The sequence below is a fragment of the Pseudodesulfovibrio sp. genome (genome assembly GCF_028692895.1).
GTDB lineage: Bacteria > Desulfobacterota > Desulfovibrionia > Desulfovibrionales > Desulfovibrionaceae > Pseudodesulfovibrio.
This window is the reverse complement of the sequence record NZ_JAQUWN010000025.1, coordinates 1-18,232: the sequence shown is the minus strand read 5'-3', so window position 1 is coordinate 18,232 and position 18,232 is coordinate 1. Positions and strand designations below refer to the sequence as shown.

Below are 18,232 nucleotides of genomic sequence, written 5' to 3'. Positions count from 1 at the left end.
TCGCCCCCCGCTTCCGCGATTTCCGTCCCGTCGCGGCCTAGCCTCCCGCCGCCGCGAAGTAGGCGTTCACGCCGTCCTTGAATCCTCCCTCGAAGCCGCCCAGGTCGATCTTGGGGTCGTTGAGCTTGCCCCAGGCCCCCTTGGCGGTCTTGGCCGCGTTGACGGCCCCGGCCCCGCTGCCGGAATAGCCGGTCTCGATGGTCGAGCCGCCCACCTTGCCCTTGAACTCGAAGTCCCCGACCTTGACCGAGGCGGTGAAGTTGTCGGCCAGGCCCAGGGCGAACTTCTTGGCCTCGGCCAGGATCTGCTTGTAGTCGTCCAGGACCAGCGAGAACGCGCTCACGGACCAGATGGACGAGCTGACGCCCACCAGGCCGCCCGTGATGTAGTCCAGCCCGTCGCGCCACAGGTCGCTGAAGACGCGCTCCACCATGGAGCCGCGCGCCCCCGTGTCCAGGACCGCGATGGTCTCGTAGGTCTCGGGATTCACCTCCAGCCAGGACCAGCGAGGCCTGCCGTCGATGATGGCGGGCTGCGACGGGAACAGGACCGTCCGGCCGTTGTCCAGCAGCTTGAGGACGCGTTCGGGCGCGGCCGCCTTGAGCTGGTCCTCCATGTTGTACCGGGCGTCGGCCGTGAGCCACAGGAACTCGGTGTCCGCCGGATAGGCGGCCAGCATCTCGAAGAACCCCGTGCCGCCGCCGGGCAGGACGTCCGCCTCCAGCTTGGAGGCGAAGAGGCCGCTCATGATGTTGAAGCCGTGGGCGGCCTGGTCCGAGAACCCTGCCGAGGGGTGGACCTGGTTGGCGGTCCGGCGCAGGTCGATGGCGGTGCGCACCGCGCCGTCTTGGCCCGACCGGCTCACCGTGGCGATGAGGCAGCGCGGCCTGGCCGAGCGGCCGACCACCAAACCCATCCTGGCGGCCAGGTCGGTCTCGTACTCGGTCTGGGCCGCCACGAACCGGTAGAGCAGGCTGCGGGAGTACCACTTCAGGGCCGAGAGGTTGTCGGGCGAGGTCTCGCCCTTGTGCGCGGCCTGCATGGCCTTTGTGAGCTTCCTGGCCGCCGCCGCGTTCATGTCCGGCAGGTTGAGGCCCAGGGTGTGGAACCGGTCCACGATGGACTCGCCTTCCTCCAGGTCGCGCTCGAAGGTGAGCTGGCCGCCGGGCATGTCGATGACGATGCGTTCGCCCACCACCTCGTAGTCGCCGGTGTCGATGGCGTCGGCGCCGATGACCCGCTTGTCGTTGCCGTCGAACACGGCCTTGACCACCGCGCCGTTGCCGTAGCCGACCACGGTGTAGCCGAGGTCCACCGCCCCGCGCGAGAGCTCGGGCAGGGTGGGGTTGGCGGTGAGCAGGCAGACGGGCTCGACCCCGTCGGTATTCGTCTCGCCGGAGAAGGCGTCGGAGAGGTCGCGGGCGGCCTTGCCCTGTCCGCCGTTCTTGGGCCTGGCCAGCAGGTAGGCCGTGACCGTGGCCTGCGTCTCGGCGGGCGAAACCTCCCGGTCGCGGATGGAGCCGACCAGGCCGGGAAGCTTGGCGGCCGTCTCCAGGAACGGGGCCACCAGGACGTGCCGGTTGCCCTTTGGGTCGTGATAGAGCAGGGCGGGCAGGGCGCTGAGGTTGGCCTGGTCCACTCCGGCCAGGGCGGCCAGGGCGGCGCGGCCCTTGTCCGTGACGTCCACCGTGACCCGCCGGGTGGTGACGCCCTGGCGCGCCAGGACGCGCTCGGCCATGACGGCGATGTCGCCCTCGCCGCCCCAGTTCTGGGTCAGCACGGCCTGGGGCGCGAAGAGGTGCCCCCAGCCCGCGCCGTCCGTGGGCAGGTAGCGGAGCTTGGCGACCCGGGCCTTGAGCCCCTTGAGGTCCTTGATGGCCGCGAATTGGTCCGTGGCCGGGGCGGTCAGGTCGGGCGCGGGCACGCTGCGCGACGGCGGCTGTTCGCCGTCCAGGGTCTGGCGGTTGACCTTGGTCTCGCCCGGCCGCTTGAACCCCTGGGCCTCGCGCCGGCGGGTCAGCCTGGCCACGGCGTCGGCCAGGCCGTCGAGGTAGGTGGCGTTGACCTGGTAGGCCACGTCGCTGCGCCGGGCCATGAGCCGCTCCTCGCCGTAGCGGCCCGCGCCCAGCTCCCGCTTCAGGTCCGGGAAGAGCGGCGAGGTCAGGAGCCAGTCGCCCGGCTCGGCGTCGCCGTAGGGGAGCTTGAAGACCACCAGCCCGCGCAGGCTCCCGCCGTCCGGGATCACGGTGTCGTCGGTGATGCCGAAGATCAGGTCGTCGGTGATGGAGTCCGGCGGCATGGTGCCCGCCGGGATGATGGCGTTGCCCGTGGCGAACCCGGCCAGCCCCTTGGACTTGCCGTAGTCCGGCGGCGGGGCCTGGTAGCCCGGATCGGCCACGAAGTGCTTCTTCTTGAGGATGAAGGCGTTGGTCATGGAGGTGGACTGGCCGTCCTTGTCGTCGAACAGGGTCAGGTCCGCCACGAAGACGTCGCCCTCGCCGTCCAGCCGCTTGAGGGCGTTGACGGCCAGGCGCACGCCGTCGCCCCGGACGGCGTCCGGCGGGACCTGGGCCACCGGGGCCCCGGCCGCCTTCCCGTCCAGGGGGATGACCACGCCGCCGCCCTTGACGTCCACCACCAGCTCGCCCTTGCCCGCCTCGGCCGCCATCTTCTCCGGGACCCGGAAGGCCAGCCGGACGCGGTTGGACGAGCCGGGCGAGAGCATGGTCGGGGCCAGGAAGCCGAGGGGGAGCATGCCGGTCACGTTGTGCAGCCGGACGCTCAGCGCGCCCTCCGTGGTGTTGAGGCGCAGGGAGAAGCGCTCGGCCGGGTTGAGGTCGAGCAGGGCCTGGACGTTGGAGACCAGGTCCGCGTCCACGATGCGGTAGACGCAGCCGCCCCCCGCCTCCTGCCCGCCCACGGCCTTGACGTCGGCGACCTCGCGGATGGCGAGGGAGAAGGTGTCGGACAGCCGGACCGGCGGCTTTGCGGGCAGTCCGCTCAGCCGCTCCACGCCCTCGGGCAGCGCGCCCACCAGCGGAATCTCGGCATGGCCGTAGTTGGTGTCGTAGAAGTGCAGCGACATCTGGCGCAGGGTCTCGTCCGGCACCAGGAAGGCGATGGCCCCGGCCACGGGCTTGCCCGGCGGGACCGAGACGGCGTTTTCGCCCGGCAGGATGAACGGGGCCTCGGTCAGCCAGGTGGCCGGGGAGACCGGGGTCATCATCTCGTTGTTCCAGCGCAGGAAGAGGTGCCGCTTGAGGTCCGGGACGAGGTAGGTCGGGACCATTTCAACTTGCTTGCCCCTGGTGGCCTTGTCGTCGCCCACCCAGGAGGCCGGGTGGCTCGTGCCGTCGGGATAGACCGTCACCGTCTGCTTGGGCAGGGTGTTGCGCATCTCGGCCGCGAGGACCAGGAACCGTTAGCCGGACGGGGCCTGCACGCCGCGCAGCAGGCTCATGAAGTACGCCTCCCGGACCCTGAGGGTGGCGGCCTTGTTGCCGCCCGAGACGTCGATGGGGATGCGCTTGCCGATCTTGGCGTCGCGCACGGGCACGCTGTCGCCGGTGACCAGGGCGGCCACGTCCGGGTCGTAGCGCTCCTTGAGGGGGCGCACGGCGTAGCCGATGGAGGCCGGCAGCTCCACCGTGTCGCCGGCGGCGACCTCGGGCAGGACGGCCTGGGCCGCGTTGGCGAAGGAGACGTTCCGCCCCGAGGGCTCGCGGTACTTGAGGGTGAGCTCGATGAGGGTGTTCACCTCCTTGCCCCTGGCCGCAGGTTCGCGGATGTCGGCGGCCAGCTCGGCGAAGGCCTGGCCCAGGGCGTCGGGCGACTCGGTCAGGATGTACCCGCCGCCCGAGACCTCGGCCGCGTGCCGGAAGGGCGTCTCGTCCAGCGCGCCGATGCCCACCCACAGGCAGTAGACCCCCTCGTCCTTGAGCTTGGCCAGGGTGGTGTCGAACCGGAGCTTGGCCTCGCCGTCCACCTGGAGGGCGGCGTCGGTGAGGAAGACCATGTAGCGCTTGCTGGACGGGATGGCCGCCTGGGTCTTGAGGGCCGATTCCACGGCCCCGGCTATGTTGGTGCCGCCCCCGGCGGTCAGGTCGTTGATCCCGGCCAGGATGGCGGCCACGTTGTCCGTGGTCACCTGGTTGATGTAGATGTCGTCCTCGAAGCTCATGACCTGGCCGAGCACGTTGGCGGGCAGGGCCGTGTAGAAGTCGTGGAGGACGGTCTTGACCTTGTCGATGCGGTAGTCGCAGCCGTCCTTGTCCGGGGTGGTGTCCATGGAGCCGCTGACGTCCACCACGCAGGTCACCACGGGCGCGTCCGAGGGGCGGCCCCTTGCCGGCCGGGCGTAGCGGGCGGTGAAGGTGTTGCTCAGGCTGGAGTTGATGACCGCGAAGGCGTCGCCCAGGGCGGCGGGGTCGCTGGCCGCGTAGTAGCGCCCGCCCGAGAGCGAGGCCAGGCGGTCCAGGGTGTCGAGGTCGTGGCCCTTGCCGAAGCCGATGGTGTAGATCGGAATCCCTGCCTTGCTCACGGCCTGGAGGGTGTCCTCCTTGGTTGCCTGGCTGCCGGGGCCGGTGTCGTTGTAATTCGCGTCGAACCCGTCGGTGAACAGGAGCAGGGCGGGCCGCTCGGCCCCGCCGAGCATCTGGAGCCCGAGGAGGACCGCGTCGTTCAGGCAGGTCGCGCCGTTGGCCTTGATCCCCGCGATGTCCTGGAGGGCCGCGGTTTTGGTCGTCCCGTTCAGGGGGCGGGGCGTGGTGTCGAAGTCCACCACGCGGACTTTGGCGTCGTCCGGCAGGGCCTCGATGAAGGTGCGCGTGGCCGCGAGGGCCTTGTCCATCTGGCCCTTCATGGAGCCGGAGGAGTCCACCAGCAGGACGATGTCGAGCGGAATCCTGGTCCGCTTGACCGACAGGACCTTGGCCGGGGCGCCGCTCTCCCGGATGGCGAGGGTCTCCGTGGTGGGCGCGGCCGTGGCCGCCTCGGGCCCCTGGAGGGAGAATGTGACGTCCACCTCGGCCCCGTTGCGCCTGACCGAGTTGACGGCCAGGCCGCTGTCCGCGTCCGCGCCGAAGACGCTGGTCATGGCCAGGGGCCAGTCGAGCACGGTCTCCTTGCCGGAATGGACCGGGACGAGATGGGCGCTCACGCTGGAGGCCGCGGTGTTCAGCTCGGGCTGGACCGCCACCTGCCACAGCCCGGCGGGCATGAGGAAGTAGGCGTCGCCCTCGGGTGTGGCGTCGCCGTTCTCGAAGGACTGGCCGCCCGCCAGCTCCGGGTGCTCGGAGTAGATGACGCCGAAGGCCGTGCTCGGCACGATCCTGGCCAGGCCGTAGGGCACGTTCTTGATGCGCAGCGCGCCGAGCTTTTCGCCCATCTCCACCTTGGGGACGGGGTAGGGGTGCTCGACGAGCTCAAGCACCACGTCGGTGAGCGGGGCGTCCGCATTGGTGGACAGGGTGAAGGCGCAGGTCCCCGCCTCCTGGGGCAGGGTGTCGATGACCTGGCGCGGGGCCCGTCCCGCGTTGACGTACCACTTGCCGTTGACGGTCCGCTTGTACGCCCCGGACTGCATGATTTGCGCGGCTTCGACCGTGTATTCGCCCGAGGGCGCGGAGACGGTCAGGGAGCGAAACTTCCCGCCCGGATTGACGGCGTGGAAGCGGACCTCGGCCAGCCCGCCTTGGCCCATGGCGAAGGTCAGGGGCCTGCCAAGGTCGAGGCGCAGCGCCCGGACCACGGTCAGGTCCAGCCGCGACTCCACGTCCGCCAGGCACCACCAGACCGCGTCGCCGTCGTCCCTGGTCAGGACCACGTAGCGCGGGCCCGGCCGCAGGACCTTGGCCCCGCTGGCCTTGGCGTAGTCCAGGAGCTGTTTCCGGATCGCCTCCGGCCCGTCGTCCCGATCCTGGCTCAGATACCAGGTGTCGCCGGAGACCAGCACGACCTGGACTCCGTCGCCGACAGGAATTTCGATCTCCGTGCTCGCGTTCTTGACCCGCCGCGTGCTGGTGTAGGCGGCCATGTCCCCCAGCGGGTCGATGCCGGGCGTCAGGACGGCCGTTTCGGCCAGGGCGGGAAGGGCGGCCAACGCCAACAGAACTGCCATGGTGCGGAAAAGCGCTCGTTTCATGCGATCCCCCAGGGGTTCGGATGGGAAGTTTACTTTTCCGTAGCACGATTTCCGGGTTCGGCACAACGTCCGGACGGGGAAAGGCGGAAGCGGGAGTAAAGGCGCCGGGCCGGGAATGGCCGGGCGGAAGAGGAGAAGGAGAAAACGGGGAGGGCGCGCCGCCGTGATCCCGGCGGCCTACGGCCCAGGGAAGTGCCGCGGCGGCGTCGGGTCGAGCCCCGCTTCCCGCAGTCGGCGGACCACGTTTTCGGCGATGAAGCTGGGCAGGGCGACGAGCACCCGGCTCCCGGCCGGGGCGTCGGCGGGCAGGTGGACGGGCTTGCCGAACAGGGTGCGCCCGGCGCGGTTGACGTCCTCGTCCACGAAGAAGCGCAGCCCGTCGCCGAGCTGGCCGAGAAGCCAGATGCCGGCGATGGACGTGCCGAAGACGCCCAGAGGCTCACGGCAGAGGTCCCGCGCCTGGTCGAGCAGGGCGGCCAGCCAGGCCAGGGCGTCGGCGATGCGCGCCGTGTCGGCCCGCTTCGGCAGGCCGGGTGCGGGGGCGGTGTCCATGGCGACGGCCGCCTGGGCTTCCGGGGCGGGCCTGCGGGCGAGCAGGGTCAGTTCCTTGGGCACGAGCCCCTGCCTGAGGACCACGATCTCGAAGCCGGCCCGGCGGACCACCTCGCGCAGCGTGGCGGGCTCGAAATGGGAACAGTGGTCCGCGATGACGAGGTCGAAGGGGTTGGCCGTGAAGTCCGGCACCTGGACCAGGAGCAGGCCGCCCGCCGCCAGCCGGTCCATGCACTTGCGCAGGAAGGCGACCGGGTCGGGCACGTGCTCCAGGCAGTGCAGCATGGAGAGCGCGTCGAAGGCGGCGGGCACCGCGTCCAGGTCGCAGGCGTGAAAGGCCTCCACGCCAGGAATGGACAGGACCTGCTCGCGGGCGTGGTCGTTCAGGTCGAGGCCGTGCAGCCGCCAGGAGGGGCGCAGGGTCCCGAAGGAGCGGAGCAGCACGCCGTTGCCGCAGCCCACGTCGAGGAGCCGTCCCGTGTCCGGGAGGGGGAAATGATCCAGGACGCCTTCGAGCAGCTTGCGGGAGCGCGCGCACCCCTGGCCGTCGTCGGAATAGGTCTGCTGCTCCTGTCCCCCGGCCTGGTGGTAGGCGTCGTACTGGTCGTAGATGAGCGTGCAGGTGTCGGAAAAATCCTGGTCCACAAGCTTTTGCAACAGGCCGCATTCGGGGCAACGAGCCAGGCGCAGCGTTCCCCGGCAGGGGCGGCAGTCGGAGGTGACGAGGCCAAGCTTTTCGAATTGCTGGTAAATTTCCAGGCCGTTGTGGCCGCAGTTGTGGCAGGTGGTCGGGCGGGTCATTGCAGTTCCTTCACGGCGCGGGCGACCACCGCTTCCGACGCGGGGATGGTCAACCCCAGTTCCCCGGCGGCCAGGGAGCTGTCGAGGGTTGTATGGTCCGGGACGTGCTCCAGGTCGGGGAGCCGCGTCTTCCAGCTTTCGGGCCGTACGCGTCCGGGGGCGTGCGCGGCCTCGCGGAGCAGCGATGCGGCCCTGGCGTAGCTGATGTCGTCCGGGGCGGAAAGCTGCCGGATTCCGGCGCGGCCGCCCTGGTCCAGGCCGACGATGGCGCGGACGGCGAGGTCCAGGGAGACCGGGGCCATGCGCATGTCGGCGAAGGGGGAGATGGTCTTGCCCCGGCGCAGCTCGGCCAGCCAGGAGGCGAACAGGGGAAAGCCGGGCTGGATCACCTTGGAGAGCCGCAGGACGCAGCCGCTTTCGCCCAGGGCCAGGATTCGCGCCTCGGCGTCGGCCTTGAGACGGCCGTAGACCGTGCGCGGGCATACCGGCCGGTCCGGGGCCGGGGCCGGAACCGAGCCGTCGAAAACCAGGTTGGTGGACAGGAAGAAGGCCCGGCCTCCGGCGTCGGCGACGCGCCGGGCCAGCAGGGCCGGCGCGTCCACGTTGACCCGCCGGGCCATGTCCAGCTCCGTCCGGCACAGGGCGGTGGAGGTCAGGGCCGCGCAGAGGAAGACCGTCCCCACGTCCGCCGGCGGCGTCCAGGCGTCGAGGTCCTCGGTGAGGTCCAGGCGCAGGGTGCCGGGACGGCCCGACCGGGTGGTGGCCAGGGGGCGCTGCCCCCGCGCCTCAAGGGCGCGGATCAGCGCGGCGGCGATGGTGCCGTCGGCTCCGACGACCAGGGGGCGCTTGCGTTGCATCAGCGTTTTTCCGGGGCGCGTGGCTCGTTGGGGAAGTCGGCCATGGGCGCTAAGTCCGTTCGGCTAGAAATTAAAGGAAAAAAAATATACGTGCCGGGCAATGGGGCGTCAAGTTCCGGTCCGGTTCCCCGCCTCAGTCCGCTCCTTCCCGCTGCGCCTGGGCATAGGTCGCGGGGGTGCCGATGTCGAGGAAGAAGCTCGAGGTTTCGTAGGTGAAGATCCGCCCCACGAAATGGGGGAGGATTTCCGTGCTCAGGTCGGCGGCGTCCCCGTAATCGGCCCGGAGGATACGGAGCATCTCGTCCGACAGGAGGTAGATCGCCCCGTTGGCCAGGTTGCCGGGGGGCGTGGCCGACTTCTCATGAAATCCGACCACGACGCCGCGTTCGTCCAGCTCCACGATGCCGCAGGAGGAGGGCGTGGCTGTGCGGAAGGTCATCATGGTCATCACGCACCCCTGCGGCCGGGCGCGGTGGGCCGCCGCAAAGGCGGCGAAATCGGGCTTGCAGTAGTTGTCGGCATGGAGCAGCAGGCCGTCCCCGCCGTCCAGGAAATCCGCATTGGCCAGCAGCGTGCCCGCCGTGCCCAGCAGCGTCGGCTCGTGGACCAGCGTCACCGCGTTCCGGAACCGGCTGCCGCGCACGTAGGCCTCGACCTGTTCCGAAAGGTAGTGGGTGTTGACCAGAAAGGGGCCGATCCCGGCGCGGCTGAGGTTGTCGAGCCAGATGTCCAGGAGCGGTCGCCCGTTGATGGGCACAAGGCATTTGGGGATGGTGTCGGTGAGGGGCCTGAGCCGGGTGCCGAACCCCGCCGCCAGCAGTATCGCCCGCATCAGGCCATTTCCCGCATCAGGTCGTCGGTGAGCAGCGGGGTGTTGCCCACGCGTCCCACCTGGATGGCCGCCGCCAGGGAGCCCAGGCACGCGGCCTCCCACAGGGAGCCGCCGCAGGCCAGGGCCATGGCGCTGGTGATGAGCAGGGAGTCCCCGGCCCCGGCCACGTCCTTGGGCGCGGAATTGAGCGCGTCGATCCGGTCGGTCTGCCAGTCGCCTTGCTGCGGCTGCCCGGCCTGGACCAGCAGCCCCTCCTCGCCGAGGGTGAGGATGATGTTGCGCGCCCCGGTCTTCTGCTGGAGCTTTTCCGCCAGCACGACCAGGCCGTCCTCGTGGTTGCGCATGCTGATGCGCGCCTCGCGCTCGGTGGGGGTGAGCAGGTCCATGTCGTGGAAGCGGCTGATGTCCCCGACCTGGGACGACGACTGGCTGTCGGCGGCCAGGATCATGGCGTCGCCCCTGGCCATGTCGATGGCCTGCTCCACCAGCGACTGGGGCAGGCAGCCGTAGCTGAAATCTGAGAACACAAGCACGTCGGCCCCGGCCAGCGCCTGCTTCAGCTCGGCCAGGAACCGCTTCTGGAGGCTCAGGGAGATGGGGCGCTGGTGGAGGTGGCTGACGCGCAGCAGGCTCTTGCCCTTGCTGCGGAACCGCTGCTTGAGCGTGGTCGGGCGGCTGTCGTCCACGAGCAGGGTGGCCGAAACCCCGGTCTCGGTCAGGCGCTGCATGGCGAAATCGCGCGTGGCGTCCTGGCCCGCCACGGAGATGTACCGCACCTCGGCCCCCAGGCCGACCGCGTGGGCTGCGACGATGCCCGCGCCGCCGACGAACCGCTTGGAGTCCACCGGGGTCACGACGATGGTCGGCTCCTCCTGGGACATGCCCAGGGGGTGGCAGGTGATGTATTCGTCGACGATCAGATCGCCGATCACGCAGACCTTCAGGCGCGAGAATTCGCGCAGCAGCGCGGCGAGCCTGGCCGGTGTCGTCTGGTGGCGGACCAGGTATTCCTGCGGCAGGTTGATCGTGCGCGGGGCGGTCTCGAAGAATTCCTTGCGGATGAGATCGTTGGAGGAGAACGACTCCTCGCCGGAGCTGAACAGGAGCTTGCCGCCGTACTCCTTCAGCGCCTCCTCCTCGGGGTTGAAGCGCTGCTCGTGCTCCTTGCCCTTGACCACGACGCCCGGCTTGAGGGCCCGGACGAGCTCGACGTCCGGCTCGTCCGAGATGAAGGCCTCGTCCACCCACGGGGCGCACTTGATGCCTTCGAGGCGCAGCTCCTGGGCCACGTGCGCCGCGCCGTTGGACTTGCGGTCGCTGTTCACCGCGACGACCAGACGGTCCCCGCAGCTCTTGGCGAAACGGAGCAGGCGCAGATGCCCCAGGTGGAGGATGTTGAAATTGCCGGTCACCAGGACCACGGTATCGTTTCGGGTCATGCAGTCATCCAGGATGGTTACGCGAAATATCGGTCAGGGGGAGGCTGTTGCGGGCCTCCGCCCCGGGCCTGCGACGCGGCTCGGGGAGCGCCTCCGGCGGGCGTTGTCCCGCCCGGCCTTCATCCGGCGTTTGGCTGCGGCGCGGGGAACGTTGCGCCGCAACCGCCGGATATAAACATGCCCTTCGCAATATCGTCAATGGCTATCTGTGTTCCCTCATCGGGGGGCGTCGCGCCTCTGGACGCCAGGCCGGAGGAGGCGCGGAGGGCGGGGATCAGTCGATCCAGAACCGGTTGTTCCGCAGGTAGGAGGCTCCGACCCGGAGGCCGGGCTGCGGATCGGAACAGACCTCCCGGGCGCATTCCCAGAAGGCGGCCTGGAGGGCGCGGTCCTCTTCCGTCTCCACCCAGGAGCCGTCGAGCCGGGCCATCATCTCCCGCACGCTTTCGAGAATCTCCTCGGGCGTGTTGTCGTGCACGAAAATGCCCTGCGGGTTGAGGACGTCGGGCGACATGGATTCGATCCCTTGCCGGTGGAGCTCGCGGAAGCTCATGTACCGCTTTTCGTTTTCGTTCCAGTACTTCTTCAGGATGCACATGGAGCCCGCCGGCAGGATCGGCACGATCTCGGGCGGGATGTAGTTTACGTAAAGGGTGGGCCGCCGGAAGCCGCAGGAGGCGATGGAGTCGATGCCCGTGCCGACGGTCAGGAAGAAGAGGCATTTGGCCGGGAGGTAGACGTCCAGCAGTTCGGTGCGCTTGCCGGACAGGCTGTAGTCGATGACGTTCGGGTGTTCCGTGCGAAGCCGGTCCCTGACCACGCTGCCCATTCGGATGACGGGACAGCTCTTGGCGATGAACTCCATGGCGGGAATGAACGTGTTGATGTCGACGTTGCGGTAAGACTTGGTGTCGGTGGGTTCGCCGATGTGGGACAGGTAGGCGGAATCCCTGCCCAGGACCGGGACGAAGGGCTTGTCCGGGTCCATGCCGAGCTCGCGGCACTGGCGGCGCGCCTCGTCATCCTCTTCCTTGGTGAAGGAGAGGTGGGGCGGCGACTGGAACATGGTTCGGGAGGGGTCCGTGCCCGGGTGGTGGTGGAGGTACATGGAGCTGACGCCGAGCCCGCCCAGCTTGTGGCAGACGTCGAACAGGGGCAGAAAAGCCTGGTGGATCGGCATGACCCGCTTGAGCATGTCGAGCAGGACCCCGTTGCTGGGCCGGTCGCGATGGACGTAGACCCGGAACTCCTTCGGGTGCAGCCCGTGTTCGATCTCGTAGAGAAAGTTCTCCTGGTTCGTGACCAGGTGGCCGACGCGGTCGGCCCGGATCACGTAAATCTTGAAGGGAACCGGGGAGAGTTTGTTGAAGAGGGCGATGAGCAGCGCCACCGGCAGGAGGAACGGCCAGTAGAGGATGCGGTAGCGGCGAAGATTGATTCTGTACTGGGGCTGGGACTGGGACATGGCCTACCGGTGTGTTTGCCTGCTCCGGAACCGGGGCGCATGGCCGCTTCGCTTCGGGAAAACAGGGGGATATTGTCAGGGGAGCCGGGCCTGGCGGCCGGGCTCCCTTCGGCTTCTTGACGATGTGATCCGTCCGCTCTGGCCCCGCCGGAGGGCGGCGGCTGCGGGGGATTCGATATTTCTACCGGCGGCGAGGGGCTTGTCAAGCCCGCTGCCCCGGCGCGGCCCGGCCGCCTAGTCCATGCGGATGATGCAGCGGCCGGCCGCCTCGCCGTTCTGCATTCGGGCGATGGCGGTGTTGATGTCGTCCAGGCCGTACCGCTCCGTGACCAGGGGGGCCAGGTGGAGCTTTCCGGCCAGGGTCAGGTTCGCGTAGCGCGGGATGTCCAGCGCGGGGTTGCCGTCCCCGCCGTGGGTGCCGCGCAGGACCTTGCCGAAGTGCAGGGGCAGGGAGTGGATGGTCACGTCCGCCCCGGCGGCGGGCACGCCGACCAGGATGGTCCGGCCCTGGGGCTTGGTCAGGGCGTAGGCCTGGGCGATGACGTCCGTGTTGCCGGTGTTGTCCACCACCACGTCCGCCCCGGCGGGGCCGACGATGTCGCGCACGGCCTTGGCCAGGTCGATGCCCCGGGAATTGAGGCAGTGGGTGGCGCCCATCTCCCTGGCCAGCTCCAGGCGGTTGTCGAAGAGGTCCACGGCCACGATGGGATGGGCCGTGCTCAGGGCGGCGGCCTGGATGACGTTCAGGCCGACGCCGCCGGACCCGATGACCACGATGGACTCGCCGATCTTGAGGTCGGCGACGTTCTGGACCGCGCCGAAGCCGGTGGTCACCGCGCAGCCGAGCAGGGGGGCCAGTTCCGGGTCGAACCCCTCGGGCAGGCGGGTCAGGCGGTTCTCGGCCACGATGGCGTGCTCGTTGAAGGTGGTGACCCAGCCCGCGTTGAGCTTTTGGCCGCGCCAGGTGTAGTGCGGCGGGGCGCATTCGATGCCGTCGCCCTTGCGCCAGTGCAGGACCACCTTGTCGCCGGGGGCGACGTGGCGCACGCCGGGGCCCACGGCCAGCACCTCGCCCGAGCCCTCGTGGCCCAGCAGGTGCGGCAGGTATTTGTCGGGACCCTTCACGCCCCGGATTTCGCCGAGCTGGGAGCCGCAGATGCCGCTGTAGAGCACGCGCACGAGCACCTGCCCGCAGTCCAACGCGTCGGGCAGCTCGATGGTGTCCACCACCAGGGGGGCGTTGAGTTCGGTGAGAATGGCGGCTTTGGTCGTCTTGATCGGGAGCATGTGTTCCTCGCTGCGTTGCTGTGGGCGGCTGGCCCTATTCGAAATAGATGAACGAGTGGTCCCCGGTGTAGCCGGTGGAGGTGAACCACCATTCCCACTCCTTGGGCGTGCAGAAGGCCTCGCAGGTCACCTGCCAGTAGAGCAGGTTCGCCTTCTCGGTCTCGTTGCGGTAGGACTCCACGCACAGGTACTTGTGCTGCTTGCCCACCCGCTCCATCTCGCGCAGGGCCTTGTCCAGGTCGTAGTTGTGGAGGTTGTGCAGGGTGGTGATGGAGTAGACGAAGTCGAAGTGGTCGTCGGGCCAGGGCAGGTCGGTGGCGCTGCCCAGGCGGATGCGGTCCTTCATCTCCGGGTGGGCGTTCTCCACGGCGTATTCCGAGATGTCGACGCCGTACAGGTCGAGGCCGTCCATGGCCTGGGCGAACTCCATGAGCTGGAAGCCCTTGCCGCAGCCGATGTCCAGGACCCGATCGCCGGGCTTGAGCCCGTAGTGCTCGATCATGGCCTTGGCCACCGGGGCCCAGCGGCCGGGCATGTAGCGGTAGCCGCCGTAGCAGATGCGGCGGTCGCCGTCCCAGTAGTCGTAGCCCCACTGCTTGGCCAGCTCGGCCGCCTTGGGCTTGGGAAATTCCGGGTCGTTGACGCGCGCCAGGTAGTCGCGCTGCGTGGCCTTGTGCAGGGGGGAGAGGAAGTCGATCTCAGCCATGGTCACCTCAGTTGCAAAAGCGTTTGTTTCGCCAGCGCCAGTTGGCGGTCGCGCCTTGCGCGCGCGCCGCCCTCGGCGAACTCGCGCCGGGCCGCGCTGACGGGCAGAAATTCGTTGAGCATGATGCAGCACCACTTCAGCCGGTAGACGGGCAGCAGCAGCTCGACCCGCGCCGGGAGGTCGGCGTCGTCGGGCGAGTTCCCGCAGACCCGGCGCAGGAAGTCCGGCAGGGCCGCCGGGGACGCGGGAACGTCCGGCTGGCAGAAGAAGTCGCAGACCGTCTTGGCCGGATCATCCATGCCCGCGTACTCGAAGTCCACGAAAAACAGGTCGCCGTCCCGGCCCAGGAGGGCGTTGTGGAACCCGAAGTCCGACGGGGAGACGCGGCGGAGCGCCGGGGGCAGGGCCGCGTTCATGGACAGGCCGAGCCGCGCGGCCGCGTCGCGGGTCCCGTCGCGCCACGTTTCCCACACGGGGGCCAGGTTGTCCAGGACGAAGGCGGCGGCGTCCGGCCGGAAGTCCGGGCCCGTGGCGGCGTCCGCCAGTCGGCCGACCCGCTGCGCGACGCATTCCAGGTGCGCGGCCAGGGAGAAGCAGGCCTCGGAGCCGTCGGGCAGTCCGCTTGCCGGTCCGTCGGCGGGGTTGAGCCCGACGTAGAAGCGCGCGGCCGCCTCGACGTGCGCGGCCGTGACCTCGCCGGGCGCGAGCAGGCGTCCCTCCAGAAAGGTGTAGAGCCCCAGGCCGGAGGCGTCGTCGCGGGCCAGGGGCCGGGGGATGGTGCGCAGCCCGCGCGCCCAGGCGTATTCCAGGAAGGAGAATTCCGCGTGCAGGCGGTCCCTCGGGTCCCCCGGATGGCGGAAGTAGGCCTTGAGGAAGAAGACGCCCTCGGGCGCGTGCACGGCGAAGACGCGGTTGTTGCGGCCGCCGCGCAGGGGCTCCAGGCGTTGCGGGGCGGAGAGTCCCGCCCGCGCCATCAGGCGCGCCGCCTGGCGTTCGAGGTCCGAGCCGGAACCGTGCATCACGCGCCCAGCAGCCGCGCCGCGATTTCGTCCCACCCGGCGGCCGGGTCGAAGCGCGGGTCGCCCCCGCCCCTGGGGGCGAAGTGGATGCGCCGCGCCGAGGCCGGGAACTCGGCCTCGGCCAGGAACTCCGGCAGGTCGTCGATGAAGTGGGTGCATTGCTGGGCCCCGATGCGCAGCAGCTTGTCCCGCTTGGTCGGCTCCAGGAAGACGTGCTCCCTGGTCAGCCCGAGCCGCTCCGGGTCGAAGAAGCCGTGGTCGTCCATCCACCCGAGGGCGGCGGCGTGCAGGTCGTGGGGCGGGCCCGCATAGGGCGTCCTGGTCTTGTGGCTGATGACGAAGACCGCGATGTCCCGCTCCCGGCAGGCGCGGAAGAACGCCAGCGCGCCGGGAAACGGGTCCACGTCGGCCATGCGCTCGCCGTAGACGTGGCCCTGCATGGCCGTCCAGGCCGGTTCCCGGCCCGTGGCCCGCAGGTGGTCGCGGACCCGCTCCTTGGTGGCGGGCAGGTCGGCGGGGATCAGCCCCTGCTCCAGGGCGACCTTGTGGAAGACCTGGTCGTAGCAGACGATGGTGTTGTCGAAGTCGATGCCGATGCGCATGGGCTACCCCAGGGCCTCGCGGATGCGCGCGGCCGCCGTGGCCGCGGTCAGGCCGCAGTGCTCGCGCGCGCATCGCTGGTTGCCGCTGGCGGCCAGGAACTCCCGGCCCGTGTTCAGGCGCAGCAGCCGGGCCTTTTGCGGGCCTGCGTCCGCCATCCACTCGGCGATGGCCCCGCCGAATCCGCCCGCCGCGCCGTGCTCCTCCATGGAGACCACCAGGCGGCAGGTCTGAAAGCAGCGGGCCAGCAGGTCCGTGTCCAGGGGCTTGACCGTGTGCACGCTGGCCACGCCCGCCGAGATGCCGGCCTCGGCCAGGAGGTCCGCCGCGCCCACGGCCTCGGGCAGGGTGTTGCCGGTGTTGAGGATCATCACGTCCCTGCCCGCGCGCAGCTCGATGGCCTTGCCGATGGCGAGCTGGGGCGGGGTCTGGTGGATGACCGGCTCGTTCTTCTTGCCCAGGCGCAGGTAGCTCGGGCCGGGCTCCCGGACGGCCTGCTCCAGCAGGAGGCCGACCTCCACCGCGTCGCCGGGGCAGAGGACCCGCATGTTGGGCAGGGAGCGCAGGCAGGCGATGTCCTCGCAGCTATGGTGCGTCGCGCCCAGCCCGGCGTAGGACAGGCCGCCGCCCACTCCGGCCACCACCACCGGCACGTTCTGGTAGCAGAGGTCGAGCCGGATCTGCTCGAAGCAGCGGTAGGAATTGAACGGCGCGATGGTGTAGGTCACCGGCCGGAACCCGGACAGGGCCAGCCCGGCTGCCAGGCCCGTCATGTTGGCCTCGGCCACGCCGCAGTTGTAGAAGCGGGTGGGGAAGAGCGACTTGAACTCGTCGAACATCCGGTTGCCGATGTCGCCCATCAGCAGGACGATGCGCTCGTCCTCACGGGCCAGGGCGGTGAGGGTTCGGACAAAGGCGTTTCTCATGCGCCCTCCAGTTCGCCCAGGGCGCGGGCCAGCTCGTCGTCGTTCGGCACGCGGTAGTGCCAGTTGTTGTCGTCTTCCATGAAGGAGACCCCCTTGCCTTTCACCGTCCGGGCCACGATGGCCAGCGGCCTGCCGGATTCGCCCGGCGTGGCGGCCATGGCCGTGGCCAGGGCCCCGACGTCGTGCCCGTCCACCTCGACCGCGTCCCAGCCGAAGGACCGCCACTTGTCGGCCAGCGGTTCGAGGGCCAGGATCTCCCCGCTGCGGCCCGTGGCCTGCCAGCGGTTGCAGTCGATGACGGCGCACAGGTTGGCGAGCCGCTGCCCGCCCGCGAACATGGCCGCCTCCCAGACGGAACCCTCGTTCTGCTCGCCGTCGCCCATGAGCACGAAGACCCGGCTCGGGCGTCCGGCGATGCGGGCGGCCAGGGCCATGCCCGTTCCGATGGGCAGGCCGTGGCCCAGGGAGCCCGTGGCCGCCTCCACGCCGGGGGCCGCCTTGGGCGAGGGATGCTCCTCCATGTGGCAGCCCGGAGAGGCGTACCGCTCCAGGTCCTCCACGGGGAAGAACCCCCGCAGCGCCAGGGTGGCGAAGAGGGCGGCGGCCGCGTGTCCCTTGCTCAGGATGAAGCGGTCGCGCTCGGGATCGTCCGGGGCCTGCGGGTTCAGGCGCAGCACGCCCCAGTAGGCGGCGGCCAGGACGTCCGCGCAAGACAGGGACGAGCCCAGGTGCGTCGCATGCGAACGGTGGGACATCCGCACGGCCTGCTTGCGGATTTCGCGCGCGGCGCTCCGCATGGCCTGGATGTCCGGGGTGGCGGGCATGTGGCTAGATCTCCGTGAGCTTTTTCATGGTTCGGATGTTGTAGTGGATGTCGTCGTCCACCAGGCGGCCGTCGTTGTAGGCGTCGATGATGTCCTGGATGCCGTCGGCCACGCCATATTTGGGGGTGAAACCCGTGGCGAGCAGCTTGTCGGAATTCAGGCGGTAGGAGCGCGGGTCGTTGGACGGCTTGACCGTGATCTTGGCCGGGACGCGCTCGGTGACCATCTCCGCGATGTCCATGATGGAGATATTCTCGAAGCCCGCGTTGTAGACGCCGGTGGACTCGCGGCCCTTGCCCAGGAAGTGGATGAAGATGTCGGTGATGTCCTGGATGTGGACGTTGGGCCGGGTCTGGGCGCCGCCGAGCACGGTGATCTCGCCCTTGGCCAGGGCCTGCATGGTGAGCATGTTCACGGCCACGTCCAGGCGGGTGCGCGGGGAGAAGCCGCAGACCGTGGCCGGGCGGATGCTGAAGTATTCGATCTGGTCAGCGTAGCTCATCAGCACGCGCTCGCTGATCATCTTGGTCTTGTTGTAGTCGGACAGCGGCACCAGGGAGAGCTCCTCGGTGACCTGGTCCTCCTCCTTGAGGCCGTAGACGCTGCCGGAGCTGGCGAGCAGGAACTTCTGCACGCCGTTGGCGATGGCCTTTTCCAGGAGCTGCATGGTGGCCAGGGCGTTGACCTCCCAGACCAGCTTGGCGTTCAGGTCGCCGCAGGGGTCGTTGGCCACGTTGGCCAGGTGGATGATGGCGTCCACGCCCTCCATGGGGATGGTGTCC

At 69.6% G+C, this 18,232-nt stretch carries 14 protein-coding genes; all 14 read right to left on the bottom strand.

The genetic code is table 11. The features are described 5' to 3' along the window. Positions 1 to 37 precede the first annotated feature (37 nt). Positions 38 to 3,397: a hypothetical protein gene (locus PHP91_RS08255; RefSeq protein ID WP_300139447.1), complete on the bottom strand. Its 3,360-nt coding sequence runs from the start codon at positions 3,395 to 3,397 to the stop codon at positions 38 to 40. A 24-nt stretch (positions 3,398 to 3,421) separates the two neighbouring features. Beyond that, complete coding sequence (locus tag PHP91_RS08250) at positions 3,422 to 6,142, bottom strand: VWA domain-containing protein (protein WP_300139445.1); 2,721 nt, start codon at positions 6,140 to 6,142, stop codon at positions 3,422 to 3,424. A gap of 177 nt (positions 6,143 to 6,319) precedes the next feature. Beyond that, a complete protein-coding gene (locus PHP91_RS08245) occupies positions 6,320 to 7,495 on the bottom strand; it encodes a class I SAM-dependent methyltransferase (protein WP_300139443.1) in 1,176 nt (391 codons plus the stop codon). Beyond that, positions 7,492 to 8,352 (bottom strand): sugar nucleotide-binding protein, encoded by an 861-nt coding sequence (locus PHP91_RS08240; RefSeq protein ID WP_300139441.1) that lies wholly within the window; start codon positions 8,350 to 8,352, stop codon positions 7,492 to 7,494. Before PHP91_RS08240 ends, PHP91_RS08245 begins: the two co-directional genes overlap by 4 nt. A gap of 133 nt (positions 8,353 to 8,485) precedes the next feature. Then, the gene (locus tag PHP91_RS08235; RefSeq protein ID WP_300139439.1) at positions 8,486 to 9,184 is read right to left on the bottom strand and encodes a nucleotidyltransferase family protein; all 699 of its coding nucleotides are present in this window, start codon (positions 9,182 to 9,184) and stop codon (positions 8,486 to 8,488) included. Next, complete coding sequence (locus tag PHP91_RS08230; RefSeq protein ID WP_300139437.1) at positions 9,184 to 10,623, bottom strand: PfkB family carbohydrate kinase; 1,440 nt, start codon at positions 10,621 to 10,623, stop codon at positions 9,184 to 9,186. Before PHP91_RS08230 ends, PHP91_RS08235 begins: the two co-directional genes overlap by 1 nt. A 274-nt stretch (positions 10,624 to 10,897) precedes the next feature. Then, entirely contained in the window at positions 10,898 to 12,088 is a 1,191-nt protein-coding gene (locus tag PHP91_RS08225; RefSeq protein ID WP_300139435.1) for a TIGR04372 family glycosyltransferase, read from the bottom strand. A 234-nt stretch (positions 12,089 to 12,322) separates the two neighbouring features. Further along, positions 12,323 to 13,375, bottom strand: a complete 1,053-nt coding sequence (locus PHP91_RS08220) for a zinc-binding dehydrogenase (protein ID WP_300139433.1) — start codon at positions 13,373 to 13,375, stop codon at positions 12,323 to 12,325. Between the two features lie 34 nt (positions 13,376 to 13,409). Next, positions 13,410 to 14,081, bottom strand: a complete 672-nt coding sequence (locus PHP91_RS08215) for a class I SAM-dependent methyltransferase (protein WP_300139431.1) — start codon at positions 14,079 to 14,081, stop codon at positions 13,410 to 13,412. A 2-nt stretch (positions 14,082 to 14,083) separates the two neighbouring features. Beyond that, complete coding sequence (locus PHP91_RS08210; protein ID WP_300139429.1) at positions 14,084 to 15,103, bottom strand: aminoglycoside phosphotransferase family protein; 1,020 nt, start codon at positions 15,101 to 15,103, stop codon at positions 14,084 to 14,086. Further along, a complete protein-coding gene (locus tag PHP91_RS08205; protein WP_300139427.1) occupies positions 15,100 to 15,702 on the bottom strand; it encodes a hypothetical protein in 603 nt (200 codons plus the stop codon). The genes PHP91_RS08210 and PHP91_RS08205 overlap by 4 nt, the downstream gene beginning before the upstream one ends. Positions 15,703 to 15,705: 3 nt before the next feature. Continuing rightward, complete coding sequence (locus tag PHP91_RS08200; RefSeq protein ID WP_300139425.1) at positions 15,706 to 16,626, bottom strand: transketolase C-terminal domain-containing protein; 921 nt, start codon at positions 16,624 to 16,626, stop codon at positions 15,706 to 15,708. Next, a complete protein-coding gene (locus PHP91_RS08195; protein WP_300139423.1) occupies positions 16,623 to 17,450 on the bottom strand; it encodes a transketolase in 828 nt (275 codons plus the stop codon). Before PHP91_RS08195 ends, PHP91_RS08200 begins: the two co-directional genes overlap by 4 nt. Positions 17,451 to 17,454: 4 nt before the next feature. Continuing rightward, positions 17,455 to 18,232, bottom strand: a 778-nt coding sequence (locus PHP91_RS08190) for an SDR family oxidoreductase (RefSeq protein ID WP_300139421.1), incomplete at its 5' end; no start/stop codon positions are given.

Coding starts and splice junctions, on each gene's coding strand:
- PHP91_RS08255 (WP_300139447.1), bottom strand. CDS start 3,397: ATGCGCAACACCCTGCCCAAGCAGACGGTGACGGTCTATCCCGACGGC.
- PHP91_RS08250 (WP_300139445.1), bottom strand. CDS start 6,142: ATGAAACGAGCGCTTTTCCGCACCATGGCAGTTCTGTTGGCGTTGGCC.
- PHP91_RS08245 (WP_300139443.1), bottom strand. CDS start 7,495: ATGACCCGCCCGACCACCTGCCACAACTGCGGCCACAACGGCCTGGAA.
- PHP91_RS08240 (WP_300139441.1), bottom strand. CDS start 8,352: ATGCAACGCAAGCGCCCCCTGGTCGTCGGAGCCGACGGCACCATCGCC.
- PHP91_RS08235 (WP_300139439.1), bottom strand. CDS start 9,184: ATGCGGGCGATACTGCTGGCGGCGGGGTTCGGCACCCGGCTCAGGCCC.
- PHP91_RS08230 (WP_300139437.1), bottom strand. CDS start 10,623: ATGACCCGAAACGATACCGTGGTCCTGGTGACCGGCAATTTCAACATC.
- PHP91_RS08225 (WP_300139435.1), bottom strand. CDS start 12,088: ATGTCCCAGTCCCAGCCCCAGTACAGAATCAATCTTCGCCGCTACCGC.
- PHP91_RS08220 (WP_300139433.1), bottom strand. CDS start 13,375: ATGCTCCCGATCAAGACGACCAAAGCCGCCATTCTCACCGAACTCAAC.
- PHP91_RS08215 (WP_300139431.1), bottom strand. CDS start 14,081: ATGGCTGAGATCGACTTCCTCTCCCCCCTGCACAAGGCCACGCAGCGC.
- PHP91_RS08205 (WP_300139427.1), bottom strand. CDS start 15,702: ATGCGCATCGGCATCGACTTCGACAACACCATCGTCTGCTACGACCAG.
- PHP91_RS08200 (WP_300139425.1), bottom strand. CDS start 16,626: ATGAGAAACGCCTTTGTCCGAACCCTCACCGCCCTGGCCCGTGAGGAC.
- PHP91_RS08195 (WP_300139423.1), bottom strand. CDS start 17,450: ATGCCCGCCACCCCGGACATCCAGGCCATGCGGAGCGCCGCGCGCGAA.